Here is a 13,440-nt window from a genome sequence, read left to right as displayed (position 1 = left end):
ACGTTCCGTGTTTATCGGGCGCCCTTGAGCGCCGGGTTGAGGCGACCTGGCAGCCAGAGCGCCAGCAGATAGATTGCCAGTGGCACTAGCAGTTGCAACAGGCCGTAGAGCCCGGCCAGCCGCCGGTTGAGGCCGCTGCCGATGGCCACCGCCTCCGTGGTGATGGTAACCACTCGTCCTGCGCCAAACAGCAGGGTCGGCAGATATTGGGCGAGGCTCACTGCCGCTCCCACCGCGAACGAGAAAAGCAGCGGACGGGCCAGCAAGGGTCCCTTCACCCGCCACCAGGTGCGCCAAGGGCTGGCGCCGAGCAGGAGCGCCGTCTGGGTGAGACGGGGATCGAACTGGCGATAGGGGCCGTGCAAACAGAGATAGACGTAGGGAAACACGAACAGCAGCTGGCTCCAGAGCACCCAGCCCCAGTCAATCCCGCCACCCAACCAGTCGAGTCCGAGCCGGATGCCAAACAGCAGGCTGGCCTGGGGCAGCAGCAACGGTAGGCAGATGAGCCAGAGCGGCCAGGGGCGACGCCCCTGCTGCGCCTCCAGACTCAAGACCACTAGCAACAGGGCCAGCGCCGCGCTTGCCAGGGCCAGCAGGGCGCTGTCGATGAGCAGGGGCATCAGGTCCGGCAGCAGCACCAGCCAGTGCTGGCCGCTCCACTGGCTTGGCCACAGATCCGGGAAGGACCAGCGCCGCGCGAGCGACCAGAGCAGCAGGGCCGTCAGCACAGCTAGGTTAATGGCAAACAGGACGGCGACACAGAGGCCGGCCAGCCTGGCCGCCAGGGGGCGCGATGTGCGGCGCTGTCCGTCGAGCCAGGTCTGCTTGCCATACCTCTGATGGGCCCACTCCAGCAGGCGCAGCACTGCCAGCAGCAACAGGCTGATGGCCAGCAGCAGCAGGGCGCCGCTGGCGGTGACGCCGCGCCAGCCAAGATCCGGATCCTGATACCAGAGCCACAGCCTGACCGCCAGCGGAGCGGGGGCATCCGGGCCCAGCAGCTGGGCGAGATCCACCACCGCCACCCCGTAGGCGGCGACCGCATAGAGGGGCAGGCGCAGGGCGGGCCAGAGGGCGGGCAGCAGCAGACGCCACCAGATCTGCGGGGCGCTGAAGCCCAGGCTCGCCCCGAGCCACTGCTGGCGCGCCAGTTTGGCGGGCTCCAGCGCCGCCAGCGTCATCAACAGCAGAAACGGCGTCTCCTTCATGATGAGGGCCAGGATCAGGCCAAGCCCCCAGGGATCCCGGATGGTCTGCCAATCGGGGGGAAACTCGAACCCGGTCAGGGAGGGAGAGACGAGGCGCAGCAGCCAGCCTGAGGGGGCGAGCAGAAAGGCAAAGCCGATGGCGAAGGCGACGTGGGGCAGGGCCAGCAGGGGGGAGAGTAGGCGGCGCAGCCAGCGAAAACAGGGGCGCTCGTCACCCTGCTGACCGCTTTGTGCCAGCAGCAGAGCGGTCAGCAGCAGGCTGCCGAGGGTCGAGGCCGCGCCAATCCACAGGCTCAGGGCCGCCGAGTGCCAGAGTCCGGGCTGAGCCAGCAGGCGATGGAGGTTTAACTGGCTTAGCCCGCAGCCCAGCAGTTGCCACACCCCCACCAGCACGGGCGCCGCCAGCAGGAGGGCGCAAGCGCAGGTGAAGAGGGGACGCCAGCCTGGCAGCCGGTTGTCGGTGGTTGATGGCATCAGTGGCCGTAGCGTTCGGCCCAGGCTTCTTCAAGCCTGAGCTGCCAGCTGGGGTGGGGCTCTGCCACCGCCTTGAAGCGCAGCGCCGGCGTCTGGCTGGCCGAGGCGGGCAGGGCGTCGGCCCGCAGCACGCTGGGATCGCCCCAGAAGGCGGGATCGGCCTTGCGAGCCTGGGCCGCCGGGCTTAGCAGGAAATTGGCCGCCACCTTGGCGCCGGCACGGGCGCTGGCGTTGAACGGGATGGCGAGAAAGTGGCTGTTGGTCAGGGCCCCCTTTGCCATGGCCACCGCGACCACGCCAGGTGGCAGGGCACCGTTTTGCACCGCGCTCTGGGCCTCTCCCGGGTTGAAGCTGATGGCCATGGCCAGCTCGCCGTCATCCAGCAGCTGGCGGGTCTCGGCGGCGCTGGCAGGAAACAGCTTGCCCTTGCGCCAGAGCGCCGGGTGCAGCTCATCGAGCCAGGCCCAGAGGGGCACAGTCAGGCGGTCAAACTCGGCATCGGTCGCCTCCCGATAGAGGGGGGCGGGATCCGGGGTGAGCTCCAGCAGGATTTGCTTGAGAAAGCTCGAGCCGTGGAACTGGGGCGGCTTGGGATAGGTGAAGCGGCCGGGGTTGGCCTTGGCCCAGGCGAGCAGGGCTGTAGCCGAGGTGGGGGGCGTGGTGACCTCCTCTCCGTTGACCATCAGGTTGAGCTGGCCTATGCCCCAGGGGGCCTCGAGCCCCGCTACCGGCACGGTGAAGTCCTCACTCACTGGCAGACTGGTATCCACCAGAGCCATGTTGGGCAGCTCCCTGGTGAAAGGGGCCCCCAGCAGTTCCCGTTCTTTCATCGCCTTGAAATTCTCGCCATTGACCCAGAGCAGATCGATGGGACCACCGGTGTTCTTGCCCGCCTGTTTATTGGCAAGCAGCTGGCTGACGCTCGGGGCGATATCATCCACCTTGACCTGCACCAGCTTGACCCCGTACTGGCGCTCGAGCTCCTGCCCGGCCCACACCAGATAGCCGTTGATCTCCGGGCTGCCGCCCCAGGCGTTGAAGTAAACAGTCTGGCCTTTGGCCTCGTCCAGCGTCTGCTGCCAGCGGGCATCGGGGGCCGGGTTCTCGCCGGCAAGCAGGGAGCCGCTTGCCAGCAGGGGCAGGGCGCAGACCAGGGTTTTGAGCAGGGGCAGGGTCTTGAACATGAGTGTCACCTAAGGGATCAGGCGCCGCGGCGCCAGTTGTGATAACGGGCCAGCAGGGCCAGGATGCGGGTGGGCTGGTGGGCCCGTTTCCACTCGCCGGCCACGTATTTGTTCCCCTCCATCAGGGTGGGATAGGCGTGGATGGTGGCGAGGATCTTGCTAAGCCCCAGCTTGTGGCGCATGGCGAGGACGAATTCGGCAATCTGCTCGCCGGCGTGAGTGCCCACTATGGTGGCACCCAGGATCTTGTCCTTGCCCGGCACGGTCAGCACCTCGACAAAGCCCTCACGCTCACCGTCGGCGATGGCGCGATCGAGCTCGGCCAGCTCGAAGCGGGTCGCCTCGAACGCAATGCCTTGCCCCTCGGCCTCCTTGCGATTGAGGCCCACCCGGGCAATCTCGGGGCTGGTGTAGGTAGCCGCCGGGATCACCCGGTAGTCGGCGCGAAAGCGCTTGAACTGGCCGAACAGGGCATTGACGGCGGCATACCAGGCCTGATGGGCAGCAAAGTGGGTGAACTGGTAGGGGCCGGCCACGTCCCCCACCGCCAGAATGCTGGGGTAGTTGGTGGCCAGAAAGCCGTCGACCGCGACAGTGCCGCGCGGCGCCAGCTCTACCCCCAGCTCTTCGAGCCCGAAGCCGCTCACGTTGGCGACCCGGCCCAGCGCCAGCAGCAGCTGATCCCCTTCGATTACCTGGGTCTCGTCCCCCCGGCGAAGGTGCAGCCGGATGGGCAGCCCATCCTCTATGGCTTGGTATTGCGCCCGCTCGGCGCGCCAGCCGGTGAGAAGGGTGACGCCATCCCGCTCCATCTGGTGGCGCAGTGCCTCGGCCACCTCCCGCTCCTCTCGTGGCAACAGCTGATCGGCCAGCTCCACCAGGATGACGGGGATGCCGAGCAGAGCGAAGCTCTGGGCCAGCTCGCAGCCGATGGGGCCGCCGCCGAGCACCAGCAGGCGGCGCGGCGGGGTGCGCAGCTGCCACAGGGTGTCCGAGGTGAGGTAGGGCACCTCATCAAGTCCCGGTAAATCGGGCACCAGCGGTCTGGCGCCGGTGGCGATGACTATGTGGCGGGTGGTGAGGCGCTGGCCGTTGACGTCGACCTCCCAGGGGGAGACCAGCCGAGCCGCTCCCTCGATACACTCCACCCCCAGCCCCTGGTAACGCTCGACAGAGTCGTGAGGCTCGACCTCCCTGATCACCTGGGCGACCCGTTCCATCACGGCGGCAAAATCAGCCTCGCTCTGGCTCGGACTAAAGCCGAGCTCGCCCGCCTTGCGCTGCTCGGCAGCAAAGCGGGCGGCGCGGATCAGCGCCTTGGAGGGGACGCAGCCGGTGTTGAGGCAATCTCCCCCCATCCTGTGCTTTTCGATCAGGGCCACTTTGGCCTTCACCGCTGCAGCGATATAGCTGGTGACCAGGCCGCCGGCCCCGGCGCCGATCACCACTAGGTTGTAGTCATACAGGATCGGTTTTTGATAGGGGGCGTGCAGGCGACGCAGGGCCAGAGTCTGCGCCAGTTTTTTCATCAGCCAGGGCGTCAGCCCCAAGAGGGTCAGCGCCACCATCAGGCCGGGGGAGAGAATATTGCCGGTGCTGGTAAGGGTTGCCAGCTCGCTCCCTGCCAGCACGAAGACGAAGGTGCCGGGCAGCATGCCAAGCTGGCTCACCCAGTAGTAGGTACTGACTCTGATGGGAGTCAGCCCCATCAGCAGGTTGACCAGAAAGAAGGGGAAGATGGGGATGAGGCGCAGGCTCAGCAGATAGAAGGCGCCATCTTTTGCCATCCCCGCCTGGAAGGTGGCCAGCTTGTCGCCAAAGCGGGCGCTCACCCAGTCGCGCAGCAGGAAGCGGGCACTGAGAAACGCCAGGGTGGCCCCCAGGGAGCTGGCAAACGAGACCAGCAGCAGCCCCCAACCGATACCGAAGACCGCGCTGCCCGCCAGGGTGAGCAGGCTGGCCCCCGGCAGGGAGAGGGCGGTGCTGAGCACATAGATCACCAGAAACAGCAGGCTGGCCGCGACAAAATGGCGGTCGACCCAGAGCGCCAGGCTCTCCTGGCGAGCCTGCAACTCGGAGAGGCTCAGATAGTGGCCGAGATCAAGCGCGAAAAAGGCGCCGATGAGGCACCCCATCACCAGCAGAAGCAGCAGACGGGCTCGCGTCATTTGGCGTCCTTGTCGACGTAGGCATCGGTCGGGCGCGCTGGCTGCACCGGCAGTTGGCAGAAACCCTGGGGAGCGATGTCGAGGGCCGCATTGAACTTGGCCGACATGTTCTGGAAGGCGATAAGGCCGGTCAGCTCCACCATGGCATCGTCATCGAACCACGGCTTGAGACGGGCAGCCTGCTCGTCGCTCACACCATCCAGCCCTGTCATCGCCTCTGTGTAGTCGAGCACGGCCCGCTCCCGCTCGTCGAACAAGGGGCTTTCGCGCCACTCGGCCAGGGCTTCCACCTTCTCGCTGGAGCCGGCCCGCTTGATGAGGGTCATGGCATTGATGTCGACGCAGAAACGGCACCAGTTGAGCTGGGAGACCCGCACCGTCACCAGGGAGCGCAGCACGGGATCGATGGGAGAGCGTTTGCGGTTGATGACACCATAGAGGGTCGCCACGGCGGCAAACAGCCTGGGGGAGCGGCCCCAGCACTTGCCCGGGATCAGCACCTGGCCGTAGTTGCGTTTTTGCAGCCAGAAAAAGGGGCGGATAAACCAGGCATACTCCTGATCCGGTTTGACCTCGACGCGCATTGCTACTCCTCTTCTTTGTTCTTCTTCATCATCTTGGGTTTGTAGGCCCCACCCAACCGCTCGTTGAGCCGCTCCAGAAAGCAGTTGATCCGTACCCGGTTGGTGCCAAGGTCACTGCGCCCCTGACGGGAGGCGGAGCGCATGTCGATGCGGGTCTCTTTGGGGCCGGCAAAGACCCGCAGCGCCACATCATCCTGAAAGCCGAACCAGGGGGTGGTGACAACGGCATCGAGCCCGTGGGGGCTCGGACGTACCTGCCAGCCCAGCTCTGTCATCAGTGCGTTGGCCTCGTCGATCACCTCGGCCCCGGAGGCACGGGTATAGAGAGGACCGGGGTTGCCGGCAAAAACTTTCAGGGGAGGCGCATTGACGGGCAGATCCGCCGGGGTTCTGAGTTCGCTGGCCCAGCTCAGGGCGGGGGGATGATAGGGATCCGTGCTGACATCGTTGGTCAGTGGCATGCGCCACGCCTGCACCAGGAACAGCAGGGGCAACAGCAGCGGGATGGCCCCCCACAGGTTGGATGCCTTGTTTCGGCTCCAGGGCAAACGTACCAGCAGGAAGAGGGAGAGCAACGCCCCGGCCAGACAGAGGGTAAAACCCAGCCACCAGGGCCAGAGATGGATACGGCTACCGAGGGCCCCTACCAGAGGAACGAACCAGGCCAGCAGTGGCCACAAGATGGTGCTGGGCATAGGGCGGGATCCATGGATTGAGTGGGCAATGCCGAGAAGGATAAACCTAATAGCCTGATAACGTTAGCAAATTGAAGCTTGTTTGGCGATTTTTTGGCCATGGAGGCATGAGGAGAAAAGGAAGGTGCCCGCAGGAGGAGCACCACAGGGGAGCGCATTAGTTGCGGTAGAGCACCTTGATCAGGTGAAAGCCGAACTTGGTACGCACCGGCCCCAATACCTTGAGCAACTCCCCCTTGAAGACGGCATCGTCGAAGGATTTGACCATGTCCCCTTTGGAGAACTCCCCCAGATCGCCGAAGCGCTTGCCGGAGGGGCAGGTGGAGAAACGCTTGGCCATCTGGCCGAAGTCGGCGCCCTTTTCGATCTTCTCCTTGATCTCCAGACACTGTTTCTCTGTCTTGACCAGGATGTGCTGGGCACAGGCTTTTTTCATGGGGCGCTCCTCGGGTTAACGGGTGGATGGCAAATCGGGGGCGCAAGGGTACCCCAAATTGCCCTCCGCGTCAGCCGTCCGGGTAACGTTTGGCAGAGCCTTGCCGCCATCAGGGGGGGCTGCTGGTGGCCAGTTGCGCTCTGGGGCGAGCTTGCCAGAGGATTTCCAGTCCCAACAGGGCATAGAGGCTCCAGATGGCCAGAGGGTTGAGCCATTCGCCACCAAGCTGCATCGTCAGCAAGGCAGCTGCCGCCAGCAACAGTGTGATGCCGGGCAGGCGCCAGTAAGCGGGCAGGGGCGCCAGCAACGCCATGGTCAGCAGGATGGCGAGACCAAATGGCAGGTTGAGTGCGGTAAAGGCCAGCGCCTGCTGGCCGTTCATGCCGGTCAGCAGAGCCAGCAGGGCGCTGCAACAGGCGAGAAAGGTGATGAATTCGAGCCGGTCGGCAATGTAGTCAGCCATCTGTTCGCTACGGGCATGCATGATGGGATCTCCTTCGGTTGATGGCTTGAGTGTGCGCGAGGGTGTCAGACAAGGGCAGCGGGATAATTCGATTGCACTGAACGAGCCAGTCTCAATCCCGCGTGGCACGGGCCTTGCCGCGGGATTGTGGGGTTTAAGAGGCTGGCTGCTCAATCGACCGGCAGGTTCCGACAAGCCTTGTCGTGGCACACCCACGGACGCGCTGTTCGACGTGGGCTGGGAGTGATGGAGATTTATCCGGTTTCAGATGGCTAGCGCTATTTTGGGTCGGCGAGCGAGGCCAAAGGGGGCACCTGGCTGCGCATTTTGTGGCCAACATCTTAAAATCTATGGCGAATTTGCCAGACCGGCGGCTCTGTCGTTGGCAAAAGCCTATGTTAGGATAGGGTTCGCCATATGTTGGTGCGCTCTTGGTCCGACCCCGTGCATGACTGCGTTCCCCCGCTTTGCGGGCGAGTGGCTGCAGCGGGCTGTGCCAGCGTGCGTCTTTATATTCGTTACCCAACTTTCAGGAATATCGACCTTTGACCGGATGCAATCCATCCCTGCCGGCAGGGCGTCCACTGTCCGGCTCCGCCTGTCGCCGCGGCCTGCTGATCCTGGCGCTGGGCCTGTTTCTGTCGCTCCTGGCGACGCCAGTTCTGGCGGCCAAGCTTACCTATCAGGTCAAGGGAGTGAAAGGGGACAACAAGGACAACGTTGAAGCCTATCTCAACGCCCTGCCCGTCTATCAGGAGCGCCAGTATCGCCCTGCCCGCCCCAAGATCATCGAGAGCGTGCAAAAGGCGCTGCAGGTGTATGGCTACTACGAGCCCAAGATCACCCTCAGCCGCGACGAGAAGAAGCCATCCCGGGTCATTGTTACCATCGACAAGGGGGAGCCGGTCATCGTCTCCCGTCTCGACGTCTTGCTGGAAGGGGATGCCAGCAGTGACGAGCGCTACAGCGAGCTGCTGGATCAGTTGCCCCTGAAAGAGGGGGAGCCCCTCAACCATGCCAAATATGAATCCATCAAGGCCGATCTCGGCAGCCTGGGGCTGGCGCGCGGCTATTTCGACGCCAAGCTGAGCAAGAGCCAGGTCAAGGTGTTCCCCGACAAGGGCACGGCGGAGATCTTCATCCTGTTCCAGTCCGGTCATCGCTACCGTTTTGGCGATATCCGGTATGACGCCACCCCCGAAGCGCTCAAGCTGATCAAGCCGCTCATCACCATCAAGGATGACGAACCCTATCTGGCCATCCGCCTGGCCGAGATGTCCCAGGATATCTCCTCCACCAAGCTGTTCCGTCAGGTGGATATCAAGCCCCAGATCAGCGAGGCGACCGATTACCGGGTGCCCATCTCGGTGACCCTGGCCAACCGGGTCGATCACGAAATAGAAGCGGGTCTGGGCTATGCCACCGACGTGGGGCCGCGGATGAGCGCGACCTGGGAGAAGCCCTGGGTCAACCGTTACGGCCACCGCCTGTTTGCCACCGCCAAGGTGTCGGCGCCGGAGGCGGAGCTTAGCTTCGACTACCAGATCCCGGTGGGCAACCCGCTGCGGGACTACTACTCCATCCAGAGTGGCTATCAGTACAAGGACAACAACGACACCCGCTCCGATCTCACCACCATAGGGGTGCACCGCTGGACCCGGCGGCCGGAGAGTTGGGATCGCGATGTCTTCATCCGTCTGGAGAACGAGGTCTATACCCAGGGCATGGACGAGGGGAACAGCTTGCTGGTGATCCCCGGCGTCTCCTGGTCGCGGCTGCGGGTGCGGGGCGGCCTGGTGCCGGACTGGGGGGATCGCCAGCAGCTCACCCTGGAGTTTTCCGATCCCACCTGGGGATCCGACATCAGCTTCGTGCGGATATGGGGCCGCAGCAAGTGGCTGCGAACTCTGGGCGAGGATCATCGCTTCCTGATGCGGGCCGAGCAGGGGGCCATCATAGGGGACAGTTTCTCCCTGGTGCCGCCATCCCTGCGCTTCTTCACCGGTGGCGATCAGACGGTGCGTGGGTTTGACTATGAAACCATCTCCCCGACCGGGCCGGATGGCAAGCTGACCGGGGGCCGTTATACCAGCGTGGCCAGCCTGGAGTACAACTACCGCTTCAGCGAGAAGTGGCTGGGGGCCCTGTTCGTGGATGGCGGTACCGCCACCGTCGATTACAGCGAGCCGTGGAAAATCGGTACCGGGATCGGGGTGCGCTGGGTTACCCCCATCGGTCAGGTCAGACTCGATCTGGCGGTCGGGGTATCGGAAGAGGATAAGCCCGTGCGGCTGCATTTTGCCTTGGGGCCTGAATTATGATCTGGGTAAAGCGTCTTTTTCTCTGGCTGATGGGCCTCGTTTTTCTGCTGCTCATCGGCGTCAGCCTGCTGGGCTTCACCCATCAGGGCAACAAGTGGCTGTGGCAACAGGCCAAGGGCGCTCTCCCTTCCCTCAAGGGGGAGCTGGTGGCGGGTCAGCTCGGTTATGGCTGGACCCTGGAAGGGGTCGGCTGGCAGGATGCGCTGGTGGATGTTTCGGTCGATCGCGCCGTGCTGGACTGGGATCTTGGCAAGCTCCTGCAGGGCAAGCTCTGGATAAAATCTCTGGTGGTCACCCATCCGGTGGTGAAGGTTGCCGACTCCGAATCCACGCCGCCAGAGCCCTCCGAACCTTTCGTCTGGCAACCACTGCCCCTCAAAATCCAGATAGACACCCTGCAGGTGGCCGATCTCGATCTGGCCGTGCCCGGTGTGGCCGTGACCCTGGGATCGCTGGATATCGGCGCGACCCTCGATCGCAAGGGGCTGATAGTGCGCGGCCCCGTGCTGGATGGCTTGAGCGTCACCCTGGCTGACTCGCCGCCAGCCAAAGAGGCGGCCGAAGAGAGTGCCAAGGCCGGGAAAACGGCTCAGGACAAGGCTCAGGGCCAGGCTCAGGATAAGGCGAGCGGGACAAGCAACAGCGAGTCAACTCAGGCTGATAAAGCTGCACCCATCGAGCTGCCCGCCATTTCCCTGCCATTCCCCGTCCAGCTGGAAGGGGTGAGTCTGACCCGTTTTCGTTATCAGCAGGGCGATCTGATCGAAGCCGTCGACAAGCTGCACCTCTCGGCCGGCGCCGAGGATGATCGCATCGAACTGCGCGAGCTTTCGCTGCGCCACGCCATGGCCGATCTGGTCCTCAAGGGGAATATTCGCCTGGGCGATGATTATCCGCTGGATCTGACCCTGGATGCCAAGGCGCGCAAGGGCTTGCTCGATGGCGAGCTCAAGGGGGAGCAGGCCACCCTGGCCCTGAGCGGGTCGGTCGGCAAGCTGGATCTGGCATTGCAGGCCAAGGGGCCGGTAGCCGCCAGCCTCAAGGGGTCGCTGGCAGCCCTCGACCCGGATCTGCCGTTTGATCTGGCACTCGACTGGAAGAGCCTCGGCTGGCCCTTGCACAAGCCGGCCAAGGATGAGCCGAATTACCGGCTGGACAAGGGGAGCCTGACCGCCAAGGGCAAGCTCTCCGGCTATCAGTTTGCCCTCAAGACGTCGGGTAAGGGGACGGATGTGCCGCCGTTCAAGATTGTGCTGGACGGCAAGGGGGATCTCGAACAACTGAGCAAACTGGCCCTGCGGCTCGAGGCTCTCAAGGGGGAGTTGACCCTGGATGGCAAGCTGGCCTGGCAAAAGGGAGTCCACTGGCAAGGGAGCACCCGCTTCAAGGGGATCAATCCGGCCGAGCTGGTGCCGGATCTCAAGGGCACGCTGGCCGGGGAGATAGAGAGCCGTTTCGTGATGGACGAGGCGGGCAGCTGGGAGCTGAACCTGCCCACCCTCAGGGTGGATGGCAAGCTCAACCAGTATCCGCTGGCCATCAAGGGGGAGGCGAGCGGCAATGACAAGATGGAGTGGCGCATTCCCGGGCTGTCGCTGCAAAGCGGCCCCAACCGGTTGCAGGCCAAGGGGCAGATCAGCCAGCAGGTGTGGCAACTGGTGGCCGATCTCGATGCTCCCAATCTGGCGGGGCTCTACCCCGGTCTGAAGGGGGACATCAAGGGACAGGTGCGCCTGGGGGGCAATCAGCAGGCGCCTCGGGTGACCACAGAGCTTTTGGCCAATCGCCTCTATTATGCGGGCACCAACATCAAGGGGATCGCCATCAAGGGCAATGCCCTGGTGGGTGACAAGCCTGCGGGTGAGCTGGCGCTCACCGTGGCCAGCCTGACCCAGGGGGAGACCAAGCTAAGCCAGTTGGCTCTGGCCCTCGACGGGGATCTGGCGCGCCATCAGCTCACCCTGACGATGAAGGGCGATCCGGTGGCCGCCAATCTCAAGCTGGGTGGCGGCGTGCGCGGGGATCACTGGCGCGGAACCCTCTCCGAGCTCAAGCTCAAGACCCCCTTGCGGCGCTGGAGCCTGACCACCCCCTGGGCGCTGGATCTCGATCTGCCGCGCCAGCGCCTGGCGATGGGGGATCTCTGTCTTGACTCCCAAGGGGCCAACCTCTGCATCAAGGGCAGTCAGGTATCGGCCGAGCAGGGGGCGCTGGAGTTTGCCCTCAACGGGTTTGATCTCAAGCGGCTGCGCCCCTGGCTGCCGGACAACTTCCGCTGGCAGGCGGTGCTCTCCGCCGATGGCCGTGCCAGCTGGCGCGGCAGCCAACCGACCCTGCATGCGGTGGTGCGCACCACGCCGGGTTCCTTCGTGGCCGACGACATCAAGACCGATTATCAGCAGTTGGCGCTGGCCGTGGAGTTCGAGCGCCAGCAGGCGGCGATCCGCCTCGACTTCGCCTCGCAGCAGATCGGCAATATCGATACCGACCTGCTGATCAGGGAGCCCGCCGGTCGCGGCCAGCTCGGGGGCCAGCTCAAGTTTGACGATCTCAAGCTCGACACCTTTGCCCCCCTCATTCCCGAGGTGCGCTCCCTGCAAGGGGTGATCTCCGCCAATGCCCGCTTCGAGGGAACCCTGGCATCCCCCCTGCTGTTCGGTCAGCTCAATCTGCTGGATGGCGAAGTGCAGACTCACTCCGATATGGTGACCCTCTCCAAACTGGTGACCCGCCTCAAGATCGAGGGCAACCGCGCCGAGCTGGATGGCTCCATGCTGGTGGGCAAGGGGCCGCTGGCCCTCGGCGGCTGGCTCAGCTGGGCCAAGATGCCGGTGAGTGGCAGCCTGACCATCCAGGGGGATGAGCTGGAGGCGCAATACCCGGGCATGGGCCGGGTGCGGGTTTCACCGGACATCGCCATCTCGTTGGGGGAGGAGACCCGCATCACCGGCAAGGTGGATATTCCCTGGGCGCGGATCCTGGTCAAAAGTCTGCCGGACTCGGCGGTTGCCGTCTCCGATGACGTGACCGTGGTGTACGACGATCTGCCGCCACCGCCCCCCCAGGCCAGCCTGCCACTGCTGATGAAGGTGGCGATCCGGCTTGGTGACGACGTGAAACTGGAGGCGATGGGGCTCAAGACCAATGTCTCCGGCGGGCTCAATATCAATCAGGATCCGGGCAAGCCACTGGCGGGCAACGGCCAGCTGGTGCTGACCGACGGCCGCTTCAAGGCCTATGGCCAGAACCTCATCATCAAGGAGGGACGGATCATCTTCTCCGGTCCCCTCGATCGCCCCTTCCTCAATATCGAGGCCTATCGTGACCCGGATACCATAGAGGATCAGGTGACGGTCGGGGTACGGGTGACGGGGCCGGCCACTAAGCCGGAGATCAAGGTCTATTCCGAACCCCAGATGGCCCAGTCCGAACAGCTCTCCTATCTGTTGCGCGGCAAGGGGCTGCAGACGGGCGGCGAGGATGGCGGCTTCAACGGCCTGCTGGTGGCCGGCGCGGTCAGCCAGGCCAACGGCGTGGTGTCGAGCATCGGCGAGGCGCTGGGGATGAGTGATGTCTCCCTCGATACCGCCGGCAGTGGCGACGACACCCAGGTGACTCTCTCCGCCTATCTGCTGCCCGGTTTGCAGTTCCAGTACGGGGTGGGGGTATTCAGCCCGATCGCCGAGTTCAAGCTGCGCTACGAGGTGCTGCCGCGACTCTATCTGCAGGCCATGAGCGGGGTCGCCCAGGCGGTGGATGTCTTCTATCGCTTCACCCTCTAACGGGGGCGACCGTGACTGACGAAACGGGAGGCGCTAGCCTCCCGTTTTTTATTCTGATGGAGGGCAAGAGGAGATCAGCCTGACATATGGTGGGCCGGAAAAGCGAAAACCCGGCGCAAGGC

9 protein-coding genes are annotated in these 13,440 nt (G+C 64.3%); 2 read left to right on the top strand and 7 right to left on the bottom strand.

Annotation, left to right across the window (positions count from 1 at the left end; translation table 11 throughout):
• Positions 1–11: 11 nt before the first annotated feature.
• The 7 genes from ACB028_RS01055 to ACB028_RS01025 form a co-directional block, all read right to left on the bottom strand.
• Positions 12–1,685 (bottom strand): ABC transporter permease, encoded by a 1,674-nt coding sequence (locus ACB028_RS01055; protein ID WP_371143278.1) that lies wholly within the window; start codon positions 1,683–1,685, stop codon positions 12–14.
• Positions 1,685–2,869 (bottom strand): ABC transporter substrate-binding protein, encoded by a 1,185-nt coding sequence (locus ACB028_RS01050; protein WP_371143277.1) that lies wholly within the window; start codon positions 2,867–2,869, stop codon positions 1,685–1,687. Before ACB028_RS01050 ends, ACB028_RS01055 begins: the two co-directional genes overlap by 1 nt.
• Positions 2,870–2,886: 17 nt before the next feature.
• Entirely contained in the window at positions 2,887–5,037 is a 2,151-nt protein-coding gene (locus ACB028_RS01045; RefSeq protein ID WP_371143276.1) for an FAD-dependent oxidoreductase, read from the bottom strand.
• Positions 5,034–5,621, bottom strand: a complete 588-nt coding sequence (locus ACB028_RS01040) for a carboxymuconolactone decarboxylase family protein (RefSeq protein WP_371143275.1) — start codon at positions 5,619–5,621, stop codon at positions 5,034–5,036. The genes ACB028_RS01045 and ACB028_RS01040 overlap by 4 nt, the downstream gene beginning before the upstream one ends.
• A gap of 2 nt (positions 5,622–5,623) precedes the next feature.
• Positions 5,624–6,316 (bottom strand): DUF1499 domain-containing protein, encoded by a 693-nt coding sequence (locus tag ACB028_RS01035; RefSeq protein ID WP_371143274.1) that lies wholly within the window; start codon positions 6,314–6,316, stop codon positions 5,624–5,626.
• Between the two features lie 157 nt (positions 6,317–6,473).
• Positions 6,474–6,752 (bottom strand): peptidylprolyl isomerase, encoded by a 279-nt coding sequence (locus ACB028_RS01030; protein ID WP_026457964.1) that lies wholly within the window; start codon positions 6,750–6,752, stop codon positions 6,474–6,476.
• 109 nt (positions 6,753–6,861) lie between these two features.
• Complete coding sequence (locus ACB028_RS01025; protein WP_371143273.1) at positions 6,862–7,236, bottom strand: hypothetical protein; 375 nt, start codon at positions 7,234–7,236, stop codon at positions 6,862–6,864.
• Positions 7,237–7,760: 524 nt separating this feature from the next.
• Between ACB028_RS01025 and ACB028_RS01020 the strand changes: the two genes are divergently transcribed.
• Entirely contained in the window at positions 7,761–9,536 is a 1,776-nt protein-coding gene (locus ACB028_RS01020) for an autotransporter assembly complex family protein (RefSeq protein ID WP_371143272.1), read from the top strand.
• A complete protein-coding gene (locus ACB028_RS01015) occupies positions 9,533–13,318 on the top strand; it encodes a translocation/assembly module TamB domain-containing protein (protein ID WP_371143271.1) in 3,786 nt (1,261 codons plus the stop codon). The genes ACB028_RS01020 and ACB028_RS01015 overlap by 4 nt, the downstream gene beginning before the upstream one ends.
• The last annotated feature ends 122 nt before the right edge of the window (positions 13,319–13,440 follow it).

Origin of the sequence: Aeromonas sp. S9(2024), assembly GCF_041403185.1 — a bacterium.
Lineage (GTDB): Bacteria > Pseudomonadota > Gammaproteobacteria > Enterobacterales > Aeromonadaceae > Aeromonas > Aeromonas enteropelogenes.
This window is presented reverse-complemented; position numbering and strand designations above follow the sequence as displayed.